Source organism: Alteromonas sp. ALT199 (assembly GCF_018619335.1).
Taxonomy (GTDB): domain Bacteria; phylum Pseudomonadota; class Gammaproteobacteria; order Enterobacterales; family Alteromonadaceae; genus Alteromonas.
Genome location: NZ_JAHHDX010000133.1, coordinates 12467 through 32100 on the forward strand (window position 1 = coordinate 12467; position 19634 = coordinate 32100).

The window sequence follows — 19634 nt, forward strand, 5'->3', positions numbered from 1 at the left end:
AGCGTTATGCGAGGCTTATTTTTAGCGGTGTTTGCGCTGCTTATTGTTGCGGGCGACAGCGGGCGCTATGTACCTCAACTTATTGCTAACGCAACCCGCATACTTACACCGTTAAGCCAAACGTTAGAAAGCGAGCTAACTCACAATTCGGGCAATTCTTACTCTGACAGTGAAACAGCCGACATCAAGGTTCAAAATAGCGATAGCTCCATTCATGATATCCATTCTCCTGATAAGGCTGAATATACTGATAAAAAGGCTCATAATCGTAAGCATGAAGCGCTAGCGTTATTGTGGTTGGCAGCGAAGCAAGGCAGTGAGAATGCACAATCTCGCTTGCTTAGTGAATTTGAAAATGCGTACAACACAGGGTTCACCTCTACTGATATCATTGATGAAGACACTGCAACCTACTTTCTGGAAAAACTTGTAAATCTAGAAAATGCAGATGCAGCTTGGCTGTTATACCAAATATTGGGTGAAGAAGGTGCATCCCAGCGCTTTATGAGGCTTGCCGCAATGGGCGAGGTAGCAGAGGCGCAACTCGCTTTTGCTATGTCTACCGATTCACCGGAAAAACGTGAAAAGTGGCTGGTGCGCGCAGCTTCGCAAAACTACTTACCTGCTCAGGCTGCCCTGGCCGATTGGTATCTTTTACATGACCAGCCGCAGTTAGCCAAACCGCTACTCGCTGCAACAGCTACATTAGACATGCAAAGTGCATTTAAGTACGCTCGTCTTTTGTGGGGTGAGGGAGAGTTTTCAAAAGCTAAATCCCATTTTAGTTTTGCCGCAAAAAAAGGGCATCTACAAGCAGAGAAAGCCTTAGAAGCAATCAAGCTCTATACGCCGTATTCTGTAGACCAAGCGTTAAGGCAGTCTCCTAAATTCAAATGGGAAAGTAATGACAATTGTCTTCAGCGTGTACAGACTTTTGCTACCAACTTGGCCACAATCATGCGTGCTCACAGCCTATATGAATCATTTACTAACGATGAGCGCCTTCAAAACCTTTCTATTTGTTTAGCACCACCTATTTGGCTTAAGTCAGACGTACTAAACTGCGATCCTAATTTTAAAAATACCAGCGTTTTGGGGTGTAATATTACCCCGTTAGCGAACATTGCTAAAAAGCACAAATTCAGCCACGCAGTAGTGGTGGCAGAGCAGGGTAAGGCTAATGTTCAAAACGGCGTAATGTATTTAGATATTAGCGATGCTTATTCGGTGTTTGTTCACGAGCTAGCACACTTTGCCGGTTTTGCTGATGAATACCCTATTGGTAAAGGCATGGCGAACAAATTATGTGACAAAGATGGAATAGACAACTTTTCACCACCCAATCTAATTGTTGATTCTGAATATTGGTATGCGCCCCATAACACGGTTGAAAATTGGCTAACTATAGACCCAACTACCATTATAGCTCGTGCTAAAACATGCACAGTATTAGGTGAATACAGCTATAAACCCAGCCGACGAATTACATTTATGGAACATCATGATAGTGGTGTTATTCCACCTTTATATTTAGTGCTTTGGCAACAGCAGTTAGAAAAACAAAATTTGCAGCGACCTATCTCGATGAATTTCTTTCAAGCATTTCACAATAGCGGTAATCAAACAGAGGCTGCACACTGGTTAGCTGAATACGAAGCATTTACTGGCAGTAAATAAATAACACGTCCTTCCCATTAACAGCCCTAAGCTTCACAGATATCCTTAATAATTATTGTGAAAGGTGAACGTGAAGCTGCTGGAAGAATTAGCACCTCACTTCATGGTTTCATCTATCATTCAATAAGCTACGAGTTTGTAAATTTAATCACGAAGAGTATGCTTAAGTTCTCGAACCCACATTGAAGTCGCGCCACAAATTGCCACGGGCATAACGATAAAGTTAACCACGGGAATTAATGAGAATACATTCACCATCATTCCGAAGGTCATCGCTTTTCCTTTGTGTTCACCTAAGTGCAAGCGCATACGTGTGAAATCCACTTTGTGGTTATCGTAAGGGTAGTCGCAATATTGAATGGCCATCATCCAGGCGTTAAACAAGAACCACAGTACTTGCCCAATAATAGGCAAGAAAAAGAAAAGTAAAAGAAACCCAATAGCGCGAGGCAAATACCACACAAGTTTGGTGAGTTCGCGCCCTACAGTGCGTGGAATGTCTTTGACCAATGACATTACGCCTTCGTCTCCTAAGTCTTGACCCGTTAAATGACGTTCAACCTTTTCGGATAATACGCCGTTGAAAGGCGCTGCAATCCAGTTGGCAAGCGTGCCAAAAATGAGTGCAAAAATAAGTAATACGCTAATGACGGCTAAGGGCCACAAGAAGAAGCTGATAGCAGTTTTAATCCATCCTAACCATTCAGGTACGAGGTCGATAACATAAGCAATGCCCATTTCTATCTGACCAAACAAGAAGTAAAAGGCACCGGAAAAGAGCACTAAGTTAATCGTTAGGGGCACAAAAACAAAACGCTTCAAACCTTTGGTTTTTATAAGCGAAAAACCTTCGAAGAAATAATGTACACCACCTGAACTCATTCGTACTCCTTTGCGCGCTTTAAACGCAGTGTTTGTTGGTTATCCACTCTATCATACGCTCTAGGTGAGTTATGTGCTTAACTCACTGAAATGGTAATTGTTACAAGCTGTTAGTTTTGATAGAGTCGAATCATAATAACAAAAGAATCTTATGTGTGATTACATCATTTCTACATCATTTGCTGTTTCAGTCGATTGTTAGCATGTTTTTAGCTAATAGCATGACGATATCGCCTGTCAGCTCTGTGTTTCAGAGGGATGATGCGTGAGGCTTAAGAAGATCAAGCTCGCGGGTTTTAAGTCCTTTGTTGAGCCAACCACAATCCCGTTTCCCGCAGAAATGACCGCCATTGTTGGCCCAAATGGCTGTGGCAAATCGAATGTTATCGACGCTGTTCGCTGGGTTTTAGGTGAAAGTTCAGCCAAAAACTTGCGCGGTGATGCTATGACTGACGTGATTTTTAATGGCTCTTCCTCGCGTAAGCCTGTGGGACAATGTAGCGTAGAACTTGTTTTCGATAACAGTGCAGGGCGAATAGTAGGTGAATTTGCAAACTATAATGAGCTGTCCGTTAAACGCTTAGTTACACGAGATGCTACTTCAACCTATTTTCTCAACGGCACCAGATGCCGCAGACGCGACGTAACCGATCTCTTTTTAGGAACAGGGCTAGGGCCGCGCTCTTACGCTATTATTGAACAAGGAATGATATCACGGCTTATTGAATCAAAACCTCAAGACCTGCGTGTATTTATTGAAGAAGCCGCGGGTATTTCAAAGTATAAAGAACGCCGTAGAGAAACAGAAAATCGTATTAGGCATACGCAAGATAACCTTGAACGCTTAAACGATGTGCGTGATGAACTGGGAAAGCAACTCGAAAAATTACAGCGTCAAGCTGCAGCAGCTACCCGCTATAAAACGCTTCGCGCACAAGCCAGAGAGTTGAAAGGTCAGCTAGCAGCCCTTCGTTTTCTGAAAAATAGTGAACATATTGAAGCGCTGCAAAAGCAGCAGCAAGCATTGCAACTAGAAGTTGATGATTTGGTCGCTCGGCTACAAGGTGACGAAGCAGGACTTGAGTCGTATAAAACCAAGCAAGTTGAGACAAAGCACACTATAGACGACCTACAACAGCAGTTGTTCACTACCAGTAATGCGATCACGCGATTAGAGCAAAATGCTCTGCATGCGAAACAACGTAAAGTACAAGTAGAGCAAGAATTAGCGAGAATTAACGAACAACATGAACTGCTTAATCATTCTATTGATGAGGCACAGGAAGCGCTTGCAGTGTCAAATGAGGCACTTGAAAGCATTGAGCCCGAGTTTGTATTAAAAGAAGCTGAATTAGAACACGCAAAAGAGCGCTTTGAAGACGCTGAGCAGGCCTTAAGAGAGTTCAACGTAAAAGCACGTGAGCAAGAGCAGACGTACAATCAACTTCGTCAAAATGTGCAGCAGTGCCATAGCCAAATTCAGTCTACAATGAGCATGCAGCTTCGTACTTCCCAGCGCATTAGCGAACTGCAAGACGAGTTAAAACAATTAGATGAAGAAGACTACACCAGCCAAGTTGCGCTTTTAGAAGAGCAATGTAGCGAGCTTGATTTTGACATTGATGAAGTAAAGCAGTCACTTCAAATAGCCAGCGAGCAAGTGCAAAAGCAACACGCAGATGTAAACGCGATCGAGGCGAAGCGCCGTGATGCGCAGGGCCAGTTACAAACTGCACTTTCCACAAAAGCTGCACTAGAAGCGCTTCAGCAAGACGCCTCAAGCTTTGAAGATGTGTTGTTAGAGGGTTTAGAAAAACTGTGGCAGCAGTTTAGTTCTAACCAAGCACTTGCGCCGTGTATTGAGTCTATTTTGCAACACGCTAAAGACCCTGTGGTCGCTAAAAGTTGCTCTATACAAACTCTACTTCAAACCAAAGAAAGTCTACCAAGTGGTATAAAAGTATTCACCGACGAGGCGTTTGTAACCGCGGCCAGAGCCGGTTCCTTAGCGCATGCATTGTTAGCTGAATCTAGTAACAGTGGTCCTTCAACGCAGCGTGTCCCCGCATTCTTTAATGACATTTACCTTTGTCGCGACGATGAAGAACTTGCGAAAACGATTGTAAGTAGCTTTAAAAGTGCCTTTGCAGATGAGAGCGAACCTGAAGGCATAGCTCATGGGTTTAGTAGCGCGATTTCGCCCTCAGGGCTTTGGGCAAGCGAACAATGGGTCGTCAAACCTGGTGAGGCGAACGACGGTGCTTTGCAGCGTGCCAATAAAATTAAAACATTGAAAGATAGCATCGAAGAAACAGAAAGCCTTCTAGTTGATATTACGCATTCGTTCGAGCATGCTGAACAGGAACTTGAACACAGTGAGGTTCATAGGCATTCAATTACGAATGCCTTAGGAGAGAAAGAGAGTCAGCGCACACAACTTAAAAACAAACTTTCTTTGCTTGAAATGCAACGGCAGCAGCAGTCTGCACGTACTTCAAAACTGAACGATGAGTTAGTAAAGCAAGACACAATGCTAGCGAAAGAAGATGAGCAGTTAGCCCAACTTTCAGAAAAATTAGAGCTTCAAGAAGCGCAGATTTTAGAACACGAAGTACACGTTGACGATGTTAACGCTAAGCGTGAAGCGAATGAGCGAGCTACATCAGAATTGCGCGCGTTAGTCGATACATTAACAACTCAAAATCATGAACTTGCACTTAAAAAGCAGCAGCTTGAAAATCATCAAAATTTATATAGCCAGCAGGTTACGCGTAACCTGCAGCAGCGTGAAGAATACATAAAGAACAAAGAAAGACTGCAACAAGAGCTTGTACAGTTAACGTCTCCTGAAGAAATTCAAGAAGCAGAACTCCAGTCGCTGTTGGAAAACAAAGCGGAACTTGAGCAATTAAAAAGTGCGAAGCAAAGTAGTCTTGAAGATATAGAACAATGGTTACGAGAAGCTGAAAAAGGGCATCAGGCACTGGGTAAAGACATTCAAACCCGACAAACAAATATCGATAAGCTCAACATTGATATTGAAGGGTATCGGGTACGTGCGAATACGATTTTAGAGCAGCTTGATGAAACGCAACAGTCGCTCAAGAGTATTTTAGAAACCTTACCCGAAGATGCCGATGAAAAGCGCTGGCAAGAAGACCTTGAAAAAACACAGGCTAATTTGCAGCGTTTAGGGGCGGTAAACTTAGCTGCGGTTGAAGAATATGAAACCCAGTCACAAAGAAAGTCACATTTAGATACACAGCACAACGACCTTACCGAAGCATTGGAAACACTGCAATCTGCCATTCGCAAGATTGACAAAGAAACGCGTACGCGCTTTTCGAATACCTTCGAGCAGGTTAATGATGACCTTAAAACGTTATTCCCTAAGGTCTTCGGCGGGGGGTCGGCATACCTTGCGCTTACCGATGACGACTTATTAGAAACAGGGGTGACGATAATGGCTCGCCCACCTGGTAAGAAAAATAGTACTATTCACCTCTTAAGCGGTGGAGAAAAAGCATTAACCGCTTTATCATTGGTGTTTGCTATTTTCAGATTAAATCCGGCGCCATTTTGTCTGCTGGATGAAGTAGATGCACCATTGGATGATGCAAATGTAGGGCGCTTTTGTAACTTAGTGTCAGAAATGTCACAAACAGTGCAGTTTATTTATATCACCCACAATAAAATAGCGATGGAAATGGCCAGTCACCTAACCGGTGTTACTATGGCGGAACCTGGAGTTTCGCGTATGGTAGCGGTAGATGTTGACGAGGCTGTAGCCTTCGCAGAAGCATAACAAAGGGCGAAAGAAATTAAATGGAAGATCAATTACGTCTATTTTTACTCCTAGGGGGCACGGTTTTTATTATTGCAGTGCTTGCCCATGGTATTTGGAAAATTCGTAAAAACAGCAAGCCTTCGGAAAAAGAGCGCTTAGAGCCCCGTCAGTGGCAAGATGATGATAGCGATTTAGAAGCAGATGCACAGGAAGGCTTTGATGAACTAGGCATTGGTGCGGTGCGTGTGGTTGGCAAAGCGCAAAACCAAGAGCCTCATAGCAACGCTTCAGAAAATTTTGCAAACAATTCTGCACATCATGATTTCAATGAAGAGCGCTTGCATGGTGCAGCAACGTTTGGGGAAGATGACGACGCGCCTGATGAAAACGGTGAAAGTAGTACTCTATCTCAACATGTTGTATCAAACGCCGAGCATGATGATCAAGAGGGCGCTAACGCCGAGAATGCTGATAATAATGCGGGCAGCGTTGGTAATTCTGCCACGTCATTAGACAAAAAAGATCAAATTGAAAAAGCGCCAAAGCTTTATGGTTCCGTGGTAACGAACCCCAAGCCACATATGAAAGGTCAAGCTCGTTCTGTAGATGGAGAATCGAGCAAAGGTGCCAGCAGAAGCGACGAAAACGTTACTGAGTTCCCTGAACCCCCTGGTTTCTTGCTTCGCGAAGGCGACGATGAAGAGGATAATTCGCTAGTACCAAAGGGCCAGCCAGAAGAAAACTCACAATCAGTTTCTTCTACTAATGAAGATAACGCGCAAGGAGCGCAGTCACATAGGCAATTTTCAGAGCAGTCGAGCAGACAACATGAAAAGCCAAGTGCGGAACCAATGCGTCCTGCACAAAAGTTCTATGTAGACCCTACGCTTGAAGAACAGACCGCATCGCCGCAAGCGCCAGTTAAAAACCAAGGGAACGTCGGCGATTTTAGTTTAGACGCCCCTGAAGATTCAATTTCGTCGAGTGAAAGTCGCAACGAAATTGAACAGCCAAGACGTTTTACCCGTAATAAGCGAAACAAGACACCAAGTAGAAAGCGTGAAGAGCCAAATTTTGGTGATGATCAAATGCGTATAGATTTCGATACGAGCGAGGTCGATAGCGTTGGTTTAGGTGATGAGAGCTTTAGTGCAAATGAAGCTGATAATGATAGCGCTAGCAGTACATCAAAACCTGCGAAGTCATCTTCTATTGAACCTGAAGTATTGGTATTAAACGTGAGAACACCAGAAGGTGAGCCAATTTCTGGTGCTGCGCTCTTGCCTATGTTGCTAACATTAGGGTTCAAGTTTGGCGATCAGGATATCTTCCACCGCCATGTTAACTCAAACGGCAAAGGGCCGGTATTGTTTAGCCTTGCTAACATGTTTAAACCTGGGGTCTTTGATATTGATAACCTTGAAAACTTTGAAACCCAAGGTATTTCATTGTTCATGATATTGCCCATTGAGGGTGACCCACATCAAGTGTTCAATATGATGCATAACGCAGCGCGCAAGTTAGCAGACGAATTCGGTGCTCAGGTACTAGATGGACGTCGAAGCGTATTAACGAAACAGGGTTTACAACAGTACGTAGAGAAGATTCGTGAATTTGAACGCAAGCGTATGATTGCACGAAGCTAGCGTAAGTCTATTCACTCGTGCCTTAATCGCACTGTGTATACATGCAAGCACGATAGCGCAATATAAAGGACTTGGCTCATACCCAGGTCCTTTTCTATTAAGTAGCGTTATCGTTTTGGCTGCTCCCTTAAAACTGATTTTATTTGATTAGATGCGGGCAGCCCCATTTGAAACATAAAGTTGCTTTGGTAAATAGCCCTAAGCAACGAATTGTAGAATTTTTAACTATTAAAACGGCGTGATAACAACTCCATGTCTGATTCTTTAGAACAAGCAAAACAACAAGTAGCACAACTTCGCAATACTTTGAATGAGTACAACTACCAGTACTATGTACTAGACGACCCATCGGTTCCCGATGCCGTTTACGATAGGGATATGCAGGCGCTAATTGCGCTTGAAAAACAATACCCTGAACTTCAAAGTCCGAATTCTCCTAGCCAGAAGGTGGGTGGTGCTGCATTATCTGCTTTCGAGCAAGTTACTCATGATGTTCCTATGCTGTCGCTGGATAATGCCTTTGACGAAGAATCATTGCTAGCATTCGAAAAGCGATTAAAAGACAGGCTTAAAGATTCTGCAGCATTACATTTTAGCTGCGAACCTAAACTTGATGGCTTAGCCGTGAGTATTCTGTATGAAAACGGTGAGTTAGTTCGCGCTGCAACTCGTGGCGACGGCCAGGTTGGTGAGAATATCACTGCTAACGTGCGTACCATATCCAACGTACCTTTGACGCTTCGTGGCGATCATTATCCCGAACGTGTGGAAGTACGTGGTGAAGTATTTATGCCGCGCGAGGGTTTTGCAAAATTAAACGAACGTCAAAAGGAAGCCGGCGAAAAGGTCTTTGCCAACCCTCGTAATGCTGCCGCGGGCAGTTTGCGTCAACTCAATTCAAAAATCACCGCTAAGCGTCCATTGATGTTTTATGCCTACTCGCTTGGCGTAGTGCAACCTGAGAGCTTTGAATTGCCCACAACACACAGTTCGCGCCTCGCGCAGTTGGGTGAATGGGGGCTGCCGCTATGCCCTGATATAGACACTGCCGAGGGTGGGAAGGGCTGCTTGAGTTACTACAATCATATTTTAGAAAAGCGCGATAGTTTACCGTATGACATCGACGGTGTTGTGTTTAAGGTCGACCATATCGACTTGCAGAATTCTCTTGGCTTTGTAGCTCGTGCACCACGCTGGGCTATCGCGCAGAAGTTTCCCGCACAAGAAGAAGTGACTAAGCTACTCGATGTTGAGTTTCAAGTGGGAAGAACCGGCGCAATAACTCCCGTAGCCCGTTTAGAACCTGTGTTCGTAGGCGGAGTAACAGTGTCTAATGCAACGCTACACAATCAGGATGAAATTTCCAGATTGGGCGTTAAGGTTGGCGACACTGTTGTTATTCGTCGTGCAGGTGACGTTATTCCTCAAGTGGTATCTGTAGTAGAAGCAAATCGCACGGGGAGTGAAACCGACATTACTTTCCCAAGCCATTGTCCAGTGTGTAACTCTCAGGTTGAAAAGCTTGCAGATGAAGCGGTAGCCCGCTGTACCGGTGGGTTAATCTGTGCAGCGCAGCGTAAACAGGCACTCAAGCACTTTGCCTCGCGTAAAGCGTTCGACATTGACGGCTTAGGAGATAAGTTAGTTGATCAGTTAGTTGACGCTGATCTTGTGCATAGCCCTGCTGACTTTTTTACCCTTTCACTAGGTGATGTCGTTGGGTTAGAGCGTATGGCCGAGAAGTCTGCGAGCAAACTTTTGTCTTCGCTTGAAGCATCAAAGCAAACCACGCTTGCCAAGTTCCTATACGCATTGGGTATTCGCGAGGTAGGCGAAGCTACCGCAGCGAACTTAGCGGCACACTTTGAGACCTTAGAAGCAATTCGCGAGGCGTCACTTGAAGCCTTGGTTGAAGTTCAGGACGTTGGTGAAGTGGTAGCTACTCACATATTCAACTTTTTTAAAGAGTCTCATAATACCGATGTTATTGACGCGCTTTTGAAAGAAGGGATTAATTGGCCAGCCATTGAAAAACAAGATTCGGATAACTTACCTCTAGAAGGTAAAACTTGCGTTATTACAGGTACGCTTAGTGAAATGGGGCGCTCCGATGCGAAGGCTCGTTTACAGTTACTTGGTGCAAAAGTGGCTGGCTCCGTAAGTAAGAATACAGACTTCTTAGTTGCAGGCGAGAAAGCGGGTTCTAAGCTAACGAAAGCCCAAGAGCTTGATGTTGAAGTGTGGGATGAAGCTGCGTTGATTGCTTTTTTGTCAGAGCACGAAAAGTAGTATCTCTAACTAAGCCTTAGTTAATAGCACTAGGCTTAACCTATTTTCTAGAGCAGTTTGCATAGATTATTCATTCTAAATTGACAAAAAAAGAGCCACATTACAATGTGGCTCTTTTCCTTAAATCTTGTTGTAAAAAAAATTTCTATTTATCTTCTACTCGTTAACTCGATGCGTTACTGGGCAGCTCTGCTACGCATTTGTCGGCGTTTATCCCATGCTTTTTTTACTTGAAAGCGCCAAACCCAGTTTAAAGAAAAATAACCCGCTAAACCAAATACAACAGAGCAAATTCCACAACCTACTAAAAATGCAGGGCCAATGGTATTGATACTTTCTACCACCCATTGCCAGCTAAACTGAAATTCAAAGTGCTCAGGTTTGGTCCCAAGTACAGTAGTACCAACTTTATAAGCCCCATAGAATATAGGCGGGATAGTAAATGGGTTAGTTATCCATACGGTTGCTACTGATAAGGGGAGGTTAGCGCGAAAAGGGATAGCTAAACCTGCAGATAGCCACATTTGAAAGGGAACCGGCCAGAACGCAAAAAACAAGCCTATGCCAAACGCACCTGATGCAGAGCGACGGTTTAAATGCCAAAGATTAGGTTCGTGTAATACGCTACCAAAAATTTTCAAAGCTTTGTTTTGCTTAATACTTTGGTGATCTGGCAAAAAACGTCGGATAAATTTCTTAGGCATAAATATCAATGCATCTCGAAAATAAAATCAATAAAGACAGAAAAAATAACAGCAAACGGAACTGCGCACCATGTATTTGCACCAGCCACATTCACCCACTGTTAATTGCTACGTATAAACATGGTCAATCGTATCACAATTTGCTTAAGCTGTTTTTGCGCTAGCGCAATAAGCGCGGTTTTTTGGCAAAAACTCCCCAGTACTCACAGCATGGCATTAATGATTGCTATTCTGTTGATTGCCGTGCTTATCATCTTGCTGTTTTCTCCAAAAAGACTTACGTCAAGTGAAGCATTAATAGACGTTCAGTTATCCTGTGCCGTGGGCGGACTAGTGCTTGGCGTACTTTGGGTGGCGAGTGTAGGGCATTTTTACTACTCTTGGCAACTGCCCCAAGGGAAAATTCAACAAGATGTCACAATTTCAGGTCAAGTCGTATCGGGGGGATGTGTTGCCGGCACAGCTAGTAAAGCAGAGGCGGCTTTTTACTATGTTGCCAGAATAACGTCGGTAAATCGAAAAAGCACCTCGGAATTTTTAGACAACACCCTACTATCACCATCGTTTAATAGCGTATTGTCTCGCGTTTTTAATTTTAGAGCTCGTCTCAGTCATAAGCGTTACGAATTCCACAACAATGGAAACAAGCAACAAGCACAACCACCTATAGAGACTACAAACCCTAAGCACCAATATAATAGCTTTGAGTGCTTGCACAACGGCGACACGTTTACCGCTGTTGTTAAACTTAAGCCAGCGTATGGTACTGCTAATCCAATTGGGGCTAGTCGTCAGCAACAGTTACTCAGTCAGTTCATTCACGCGACCGGATATATCAAATCCATAGAGCACAATAAAACACGACACAAACATTCCCTACGTTATGCACTTTCTACAACCCTAAACCATCTAAAACTTAGCAATCATGCTTGGTGGCGTGCGCTACTGCTAGGTGAGAAGTCTGGATTTACAACGGAAAACTGGCGGCTACTACAACGTACCGGTACTGGCCATATTTTCAGTATATCTGGTATGCACCTATCGCTTATTGCCGGCGTCTGTTTATTGGCTTTCAATCCAATTATTTTTTTACTAACGCAGGTTTTCAATTTATTAGTTAGCGCAGAATACTGGTCGGCCGGCGTTAGAAGTTTAGAGGCTAAAACATGTAATCAAAAGGGTAAAGCTCGACGTGTTCCAAGGTTATTAAATAGTAAAGCGCCAATTAGAACTATGGTGCTCTGCCTGCTTGTCTTTGCTTGTTTTAGTTACTCGTTAATAAGTGGTAGCGCGTTACCCGTTGTGCGTGCGTTGATTCTGTTAACGGTTGGCTGCATGTTATCGTTGTCTCGAAACGCCTGGCGGCCAGTAAATATTGGCCTGGCTATGCTGACTTTGAGTCTACTGCTTTTTCCTTTTTCCATGCTAAGCGCGAGTTTTTACCTAAGCGTAGGTGCTGTGGTGTTCATTTGGTTTTTGGTTTCTATATTGGGGAGCCAGCGGGTACCCTGGTATGTGTCGCTTATTAAAATGCAAATTGCCCTTACGCTAATAATGATGCCGCTAACGCTGATATGGTTTGGTAGTGCCAGTGTCATTGCTCTTGTTGCTAACTTAATTGCCTTACCCGTAATAACCCTGCTTTTACCTGTTTGCCTATTATCTCTTTTGCTTCTTCACTTTGTTCCGTTCACGTCAGTTCAACAGCTTGCAAGCATGCTACTACAGATAAGTGATGCTTGTTTAGGGCATTTGTTGTGGCTTTTAAACGTACTTAGTGAACTCTCAATAAGTGCTATAAATATTCACGTCAGTAGTGGCGCGGCAATCTGTTTAATTGGTGCATTTGTCGTTTATCTTCTGCCTGCATGGCGCTACAAACCTTTGTGCATAATGCTTCTTTCAGTTCCTTTTATTACTTCCATTCAAAAATGGTTACCAGCAAACGATGCGATTTGGACGCTACACGTTTTCGATGCCGGCCAAGCCAGCGCTATTGCCATAACCAAGGGAGATAGGGCAATTATTATAGATTCAGGGGCTCAGTTTAATGGCATTGCACTTACCGCAACGCAACACTTAATGCCTTTTCTAGAAAGTACACATGTAACAGACGTTGATGTTGTTATTCATACACATAGTGACAACGATCACGCAGGAGGACTACTGTCAGTTAAACAACACCCGTTAGCACAGCACGCAACCTTCTTTTCCCCCACACAGGGTTGCGAACGTGGTAAACAAATACGATGGCAAGAACTAACCATTAGCTTTTTCTGGCCGCCTAATGGCAATAAGCAAGATAACAATGCTATGTCGTGTGTGGCTAAAATTTCGAGTGAAACTGGTAGCGTTTTAATCCCTGGTGATATTGAAAAGGCGAGTGAGTACGCTCTGATCACACGTGAAATAAACGATACACGTAAAATAGAAGAGGAGTCGACCACAGAAGGTGCGTCATTACCTGTTTCTCAAAGCCTGAGTGCTAATATTCTTATTGCGCCACATCACGGTAGCAAAACGTCTTCTACTGGTATTTTCATAGAACATGTCGCGCCTGAAGCAGTGATTTTTACGCAAGGGTTTGAGAATCGTTGGCAATTTCCTGCAAGCGACGTGGCTAAACGCTACGAGCACAAAAAAGTAGAACAGTATTTAACGAGTAAGCACGGCTATGTAAGGGTAACGTTTAACAGCCGTTCTTATTCTATAGATACCCAGCGAGGTACACTGCAGAAGCGCTGGTACTTAAGAGGGATAGCACCGAGACATCTTAAAGGTTGAGCGGTGAAGCGGAAATAGCAACAGAAGGTACATATATTCGGGAACACCTTTAAATAGATATGAAGTGGCCACACATTATTCAGTTAGTTGACAGACTAACCAATTTTGCCGCTATATTAGTGAATTACAGCGAGAACGAGTACAATATAGTTAACGCGTTTTCGTTAACGTTTTAAACAGGTTAAAAAAACTACATGCAACAAACCGACAACTCGGATTATCAAATTAAGCGCTTTTTACAGTATTTGAAAGCGTATAAAGTGCCTTTTGTATTTGCCATTATTGGTATGATTGGTTATTCCGCGGTAGATACTTTTGTATTCTCCCAGCTTCAGCCAATGATTGATGAATCACTTGGTAATAACGACCATGACTACCTTCGTTTGGCTGCATATGCCATTGTACCGTTGTTTTTGTTACGCGGTGTTTTTAACTTTTTAGGCAGCTATACATTAAGCTGGATTGGTGCACAGGTAGTAATGCGCATGCGCCAGCAATTGTTTGAAAAATACATTCACTTGCCAGTAGCTTTTCACGACAATCATTCGGTTGGCGGGCTCATCAGTAAAGTCACCTATGATACAGAGCAAGTCGCCAATGCTTCTGGTAAGGCGTTGCTAACGCTAGTTCGCGAGGGTGCACTGGTAATTGGTTTATTGTGTGTAATGTTTTACTACTCGTGGCAGTTGTCCCTTATCTTTCTTTTGATTGGCCCTGTTGTGGCGGTAATTGTTTCTATCGTTAGCAAGCGCTTTCGCGTTGTGAGCAAAAACATTCAACAGTCGATGGGTAACCTGACATCGTCGGTAGAGCAAGCGGTAAAAGGCCATAAAGTTGTGATCATGTTTGGTGGTCAAGAAATTGAGCAAAAGCGTTTTGAGCAGAAAAACAACCACAACCGACAGCAATCAATGAAACTGAACGTCACCTCTATTTTAAGTGTGTCGTCAATTCAAGTAATAGCGTCAATTGCTCTTGCGGTAGTTCTATTTATCGCTAGTACGCCTGGCATGCTTGAAAAACTAACTGCTGGTGTGTTTATTAATGTGGTCTTTTGTATGGTTATGCTACTTAAACCTCTTAAGCAGCTCACCACGATTAATAATCAATTTCAAAAAGGCATGGCAGCCTGTGCCAGTATTTTTGAAATTCTCGATGAAGCTGACGAAGAAGACAAAGGTAAAACCAAAGTAAAACGCGCAACAGGGAAAATTGAGTTTGATGACGTTACGTTTTCTTACCCAGGTAAACAAACTCCCGCGTTGTCAAACGTAAGCTTTACCGCCAACCCGGGAAAATCAATTGCATTAGTGGGGCGCTCGGGAAGTGGTAAATCGACGATTTCATCACTGCTCACGCGTTTTTATGTGCCGCAAGAGGGCGAAATTCGCTTAGATGACACGTCGCTAAATGATATTGACTTAAAGGATCTGCGGGCGCAGTTTGCCGTGGTGTCGCAAAACGTTACATTATTTAACGACACTATAGCGAACAATATTGCTTATGGTGCTAAACAAAATGTATCACGCAAAGATATTGAAAATGCAGCTAAGATGGCGCACGTCGAAGAGTTCCTATCAAACTTGCCTGAAGGTTTAGATACGACTATCGGTGAAAATGGTCTAATGCTTTCTGGCGGTCAGCGTCAGCGTATTGCTATAGCGAGAGCGATACTGGCAGAAGCCCCCATACTTATTCTAGACGAAGCGACATCTGCCCTGGACACAGAGTCTGAGCGTCTAATTCAAGACGCACTGGAAACCCTGCAAAAGCGATGTACCAGCATTGTTGTGGCGCACCGCTTATCTACCATCGAAAACGCAGATTGCATTATGGTGGTGGAGCAGGGCCGTATTATTGAAAAGGGTAAACATAACGAACTACTTGAAAAAGGTGGTCATTACGCGCAACTTCACGCACTGCAATTTGGTGAGGCTAAGTGAGTCAATCGCAAAGTAAAACCAAGCACGACAAGTGGTATTTTGGCCACCCGATGGTATGGCTTCTCGCACCACTTGCTCTGTTGTTTTACTTTGTCTCTGCAATTCGCCGATTAATGTTTAATATGGGTATTAAAAAAGTCTTCAGGGCTAATGTACCCGTTGTGGTGGTAGGAAATATATCAGTAGGTGGTAACGGTAAAACACCCGTTGTGTTGGCGTTGGCCGAATACTATCAAAGCCAGGGCATTAAAGTTGGTATATTAAGTCGAGGTTATGGCGCTAAATCACCTACATATCCACGATTAGTGAATGGCGAAGACGATGCTTCTGAAGTGGGTGACGAGCCTCGCCTATTGGCTATTCGAAGCCAATGCGACGTAGTCATCGACCCTATGCGTGCTCGCGGAGCCGCTTACTTAAGTGATGAGTTACACTGCGATTTAATTATTTGTGATGACGGTCTTCAGCATTACGCGCTTCATCGAGATGTTGAAGTTGTTGTAATGGACGACAGAAAAGTAGGAAGCGGTTATTTGCTGCCAATGGGCCCCCTTCGTGAAGGACAGTGGCGATTGAGTACCGTTGATGCGCTTGTTCACAACAGCCGTTCAATGCCAACATTTGGCAATGCGGTAGCGCCTCAATATTTGATGACCTTAGTAGCAGGGGACTTCACTTCTGTTTCAAACAGAGTAAAAACCAGTCCTCTTGAAGAAATACAAAAAGTACCGTGTAGCGCAATTGCTGGAATAGGTTCTCCTCAGCGTTTTTTCTCTCAGCTTGAAGAAATGGGGATAAAACTTTCTTCGACTACACCGCTGACAGATCACCATGCGTTCAGTCCATCAGATATACCTAGCGGCAGGGTGCTAATGACAGAAAAAGATGCTGTAAAAGCAGCGTCATTTGCCCATGACGACTGCTGGTTTCTGCCAGTTACTGCGCATTTAGCCCCCGACTTTTTCAATTTAGTAAACGTTAAACTTGCCAATGCAGGTTTGAAAATCCACCAAAACGGACAGGAATAATAACAATGGCCTTTGATAAAAAGCTTTTAGAAGTTTTGGCATGCCCAGTGTGTAAGGGAAAATTAGTACTTAATGATGATAACACCCAATTAGTGTGTCGTTTTGACAGATTGGCTTTTGATATTAAAGATGGCATTCCTGTGCTTATTGAAAGCAAAGCTACCGCATTGTCGTTAGACGACGTCGACGCAACGCGCTAACAAAGCGCCAATCAAACTTTTAATTAAGGGCGAAATAAAGATATGTCTTTTACAGTTGTGATACCCGCTCGATTCGGATCTAGTCGCTTTCCTGGAAAACCTTTAGCGCTTATTGACGGGAAGCCGATGATTCAACACGTTGTTGAACGTGCTAAAGAGGCGGGAGCCGATAACATCATTGTGGCAACAGACGACGAACGAATTCAAAACGTAGTGGCTGGTTTTGCCCAAGTATGTATGACGTCTGTAAATCATCAATCGGGAACAGAGCGTATTGCTGAAGTTGTCGAAAAAGAGGGCATTGAAAGTTCTACCATTGTGGTTAACGTACAAGGGGACGAGCCTTTCATTCCTGCTGAGAATATCAGGCAGGTTGCAGATAACCTGGCTAACGCGCCCCAGTGCCAAATGGCTACACTTTCAACGCCAATTGAACGTGTTGAAGATGTGTTTAACCCTAATATCGTAAAGGTCTTGGTCAACGAAAAAGGTGAGTCTATCTATTTCTCACGTTCTCCTATACCGTTTGAACGCGATTTTATGATGGCAAATCCACAATCTGCTAATACACAACTGTACAATCGTCACATAGGTATTTATGCCTATCGCGCTGACTACGTTAAGCAATATGTGGCCTATGCACCTAGTTCACTTGAACAAATTGAGTCTTTAGAACAGCTTCGAGCCATATGGTATGGCGATAAAATTCACTGCGAGGTAGCAATAGCTCCGCCGCCAGTTGGAATTGATACACCAGAAGATCTAGAACGACTTTTGAAGACTATAAAACAATAAGAAACGAGTGCTGAGATAGGGCTGACGCTTATCAGTCATTTAGCAAGAAGCCTTATAGAAACAGCCAGTTCTTGTAAAAGGTTAGTCAAACCTTTTTAACGTATACACAGAGTAACAAGGGAACCGTTATGAACGTAGTTATTACCGGTGGCAACAGAGGTATAGGCCTTGCGCTCACCAAACAATATAAAGCACGTGGCGCGAAAGTTTACGCCACTTGCCGAAACAGTTGCGACGAGCTAAACAGTGCGGGTGTTACAATCATCAAAGGTGTAGATGTATCCCAGCCCGAAATGTTAGCTGAAAAGCTTGCACCTTTAATGGACGTAAACATCGATTTACTTATTAATAATGCAGGTGTGCTTGGTCGTGAAAGTCTTGAAGATTGGGACCCAAATACCATAGATTACCAATTTCGAGTAAATGCATTGGGACCATTGTTAGTTAGCCAAACACTATTACCTGCAATGGCGCAAGATAGCAAAATTGCGTTAATCACCAGTCGCATGGGTTCAATGGCAGATAATGGCTCAGGCGGTTATTACGGCTATAGAATGTCTAAGGCTGCTTTAAACTCGGCAGGGGTTTCCATGGCCAATGATCTGAAGCCACGAGGCATTGCAGTAGGAATTTTCCATCCTGGATTCGTTCAAACTGAAATGGTAAACGGAGCTGGGGATATTGACGCCGACACCTGTGCAGAACGTTTGTCACAGCGCATCGACGAGCTAAACGTTACTAACGCGGGTCGCTTTATTCATTCAAATGGTGAAGTATTGCCATGGTAGGCTGATTGCTAAGTTGCCACGAAATCAAACGTAAATGTCTTATATCGAAGAGCGCTTATAACTAAGCGCTCTTTTATCTTATCCTTTAATTTTTCTATTTTGCCTTTCAACTACGTCTTCGTATTGAGACTTAGATCGCTAGTGCGTTAGATTATAAGTGTTAATAATCTGCTCAATAGACCCGTCTTTCAAACGAGCGCTAAGGGCATCGTTAAACTCTGGGAATAGCGATGCACATTTTGATTTCGCAGAGATAGCAAAATGCACATTGTTTGATGATATAGGTGCCTGACTTAATTGCATGCCATCGTTCTCCGGCGCATCCAAGTGGCTTTGCGCTGCGCTTTGTGGTGAAACTGCGTAGTCAGCACGATGTCGACGTATCATTTCATACATCTTATCGTGGTCTTTAACTTCGATAATTTTCAAGTTTGACTTAATGCTATCGAATTTTTCACCTAAGCTTATACCTCGTGGCATCACACCAATATATTGCGTAAGTGCACTAAGCGAAATCTCGGTACCTCGTGTCTGCACCAATGAGGGCGAGAGCACAACGTATACCTCATCTGTTGCGAACGGTGCGGTGATAAGCCACTTTCGACTTCGGGTTTCGTTCCAATAGTTACCCGCCAGAATATCAAGTTCACCCGCGTCGAGTTTAGATTCAATGCGTTTCCAAGGTAATCCGGTTTCTATTTTTAGTGTGACGCCCAAATCTTGCGATAATAGCGTTAAAACGTCAAAGGCTATCCCCGTGGCTTTTAACCTCCCTTCAAATTCGTTAAAAGCGTAAGGAAACCACTGCTGTGCTCCCGCGGTGCGTAAAGTTTTACACTCTGTGCTAGCGAGCGCGCGGGGTGCAAACACATAAGCCAAAATGACCAATATGCCAAACGACAAAATGCGGCGGGAAGAATGTCTCGGTTTGGGGTAGGGTAACATTGCTATATTTTATTCACGTACCACAGAAGATGGCGTGTTTTGTATTACTTGTTCAGTTGTGTATAGGGTTTGTTATACATAAAACCCTATCGACTAGCAATTAGACGATAGGGTTATAGAAGTAACGAATAGATGGCTTGTGAGTATAGACCGCTGTTTAACCGAA

At 43.6% G+C, this 19634-nt stretch carries 13 protein-coding genes; 10 read left to right on the forward strand and 3 right to left on the reverse strand.

From position 1 onward, the window contains the following. Window positions 1-6 precede the first annotated feature (6 nt). Window positions 7-1677 carry a hypothetical protein gene (locus tag KL866_RS14845; RefSeq protein ID WP_025255180.1) on the forward strand — a complete coding sequence of 557 codons (1671 nt, stop codon included), beginning with the start codon at window positions 7-9 and terminating at the stop codon, window positions 1675-1677. 144 nt (window positions 1678-1821) lie between these two features. Here KL866_RS14845 and cysZ read toward each other — a convergent pair whose 3' ends face one another. Continuing rightward, on the reverse strand, window positions 1822-2559 hold the full coding sequence (cysZ, locus tag KL866_RS14850; RefSeq protein WP_214995755.1) for a sulfate transporter CysZ: 738 nt from the start codon (window positions 2557-2559) through the stop codon (window positions 1822-1824). A 265-nt stretch (window positions 2560-2824) separates the two neighbouring features. Here cysZ and smc point away from each other — a divergent pair, with 265 nt between their 5' ends. The 3 genes from smc to ligA all read left to right on the forward strand — a co-directional run bounded on the left by smc (window position 2825) and on the right by ligA (window position 10281). Beyond that, window positions 2825-6364 carry a chromosome segregation protein SMC gene (gene smc, locus KL866_RS14855; RefSeq protein ID WP_214995757.1) on the forward strand — a complete coding sequence of 1180 codons (3540 nt, stop codon included), beginning with the start codon at window positions 2825-2827 and terminating at the stop codon, window positions 6362-6364. 20 nt (window positions 6365-6384) lie between these two features. Beyond that, a complete protein-coding gene (gene zipA / locus KL866_RS14860; RefSeq protein ID WP_025255183.1) occupies window positions 6385-7992 on the forward strand; it encodes a cell division protein ZipA in 1608 nt (535 codons plus the stop codon). 252 nt (window positions 7993-8244) lie between these two features. Beyond that, entirely contained in the window at window positions 8245-10281 is a 2037-nt protein-coding gene (gene ligA / locus KL866_RS14865; protein WP_214995758.1) for an NAD-dependent DNA ligase LigA, read from the forward strand. A gap of 176 nt (window positions 10282-10457) precedes the next feature. Here ligA and KL866_RS14870 read toward each other — a convergent pair whose 3' ends face one another. Further along, a complete protein-coding gene (locus tag KL866_RS14870) occupies window positions 10458-10985 on the reverse strand; it encodes a DUF2062 domain-containing protein (protein WP_025255185.1) in 528 nt (175 codons plus the stop codon). A gap of 210 nt (window positions 10986-11195) precedes the next feature. On the opposite strand from KL866_RS14870, the gene KL866_RS14875 reads away from it, so the two are divergent. From KL866_RS14875 to KL866_RS14900, 6 genes are all read left to right on the forward strand, one after another. After that, window positions 11196-13769, forward strand: a complete 2574-nt coding sequence (locus KL866_RS14875) for a DNA internalization-related competence protein ComEC/Rec2 (RefSeq protein WP_214995760.1) — start codon at window positions 11196-11198, stop codon at window positions 13767-13769. A gap of 194 nt (window positions 13770-13963) precedes the next feature. After that, window positions 13964-15712 carry a lipid A export permease/ATP-binding protein MsbA gene (gene msbA, locus KL866_RS14880; protein ID WP_025255187.1) on the forward strand — a complete coding sequence of 583 codons (1749 nt, stop codon included), beginning with the start codon at window positions 13964-13966 and terminating at the stop codon, window positions 15710-15712. Then, the gene (gene lpxK, locus KL866_RS14885; protein ID WP_025255188.1) at window positions 15709-16740 is read left to right on the forward strand and encodes a tetraacyldisaccharide 4'-kinase; all 1032 of its coding nucleotides are present in this window, start codon (window positions 15709-15711) and stop codon (window positions 16738-16740) included. Before msbA ends, lpxK begins: the two co-directional genes overlap by 4 nt. A 5-nt stretch (window positions 16741-16745) precedes the next feature. Continuing rightward, entirely contained in the window at window positions 16746-16940 is a 195-nt protein-coding gene (locus KL866_RS14890; RefSeq protein ID WP_025255189.1) for a Trm112 family protein, read from the forward strand. 42 nt (window positions 16941-16982) lie between these two features. Then, complete coding sequence (gene kdsB / locus KL866_RS14895) at window positions 16983-17735, forward strand: 3-deoxy-manno-octulosonate cytidylyltransferase (protein ID WP_025255190.1); 753 nt, start codon at window positions 16983-16985, stop codon at window positions 17733-17735. Window positions 17736-17863: 128 nt separating this feature from the next. Next, window positions 17864-18523 (forward strand): SDR family oxidoreductase, encoded by a 660-nt coding sequence (locus KL866_RS14900; RefSeq protein WP_214995761.1) that lies wholly within the window; start codon window positions 17864-17866, stop codon window positions 18521-18523. A gap of 138 nt (window positions 18524-18661) precedes the next feature. Here KL866_RS14900 and KL866_RS14905 read toward each other — a convergent pair whose 3' ends face one another. Continuing rightward, window positions 18662-19393, reverse strand: coding sequence for a transporter substrate-binding domain-containing protein (locus KL866_RS14905; RefSeq protein ID WP_311236157.1), 732 nt, complete (start codon window positions 19391-19393; stop codon window positions 18662-18664). Window positions 19394-19634 lie beyond the last annotated feature (241 nt).

Excerpts from the sequence above, each read along its gene's own strand:
- ligA (WP_214995758.1), top strand. The coding sequence starts at position 8,245 with ATGTCTGATTCTTTAGAACAAGCAAAACAACAAGTAGCACAACTTCGC.
- cysZ (WP_214995755.1), bottom strand. The coding sequence starts at position 2,559 with ATGAGTTCAGGTGGTGTACATTATTTCTTCGAAGGTTTTTCGCTTATA.
- kdsB (WP_025255190.1), top strand. The coding sequence starts at position 16,983 with ATGTCTTTTACAGTTGTGATACCCGCTCGATTCGGATCTAGTCGCTTT.
- KL866_RS14890 (WP_025255189.1), top strand. The coding sequence starts at position 16,746 with ATGGCCTTTGATAAAAAGCTTTTAGAAGTTTTGGCATGCCCAGTGTGT.
- KL866_RS14870 (WP_025255185.1), bottom strand. The coding sequence starts at position 10,985 with ATGCCTAAGAAATTTATCCGACGTTTTTTGCCAGATCACCAAAGTATT.
- msbA (WP_025255187.1), top strand. The coding sequence starts at position 13,964 with ATGCAACAAACCGACAACTCGGATTATCAAATTAAGCGCTTTTTACAG.
- KL866_RS14875 (WP_214995760.1), top strand. The coding sequence starts at position 11,196 with ATGGCATTAATGATTGCTATTCTGTTGATTGCCGTGCTTATCATCTTG.
- KL866_RS14845 (WP_025255180.1), top strand. The coding sequence starts at position 7 with ATGCGAGGCTTATTTTTAGCGGTGTTTGCGCTGCTTATTGTTGCGGGC.
- KL866_RS14900 (WP_214995761.1), top strand. The coding sequence starts at position 17,864 with ATGAACGTAGTTATTACCGGTGGCAACAGAGGTATAGGCCTTGCGCTC.
- zipA (WP_025255183.1), top strand. The coding sequence starts at position 6,385 with ATGGAAGATCAATTACGTCTATTTTTACTCCTAGGGGGCACGGTTTTT.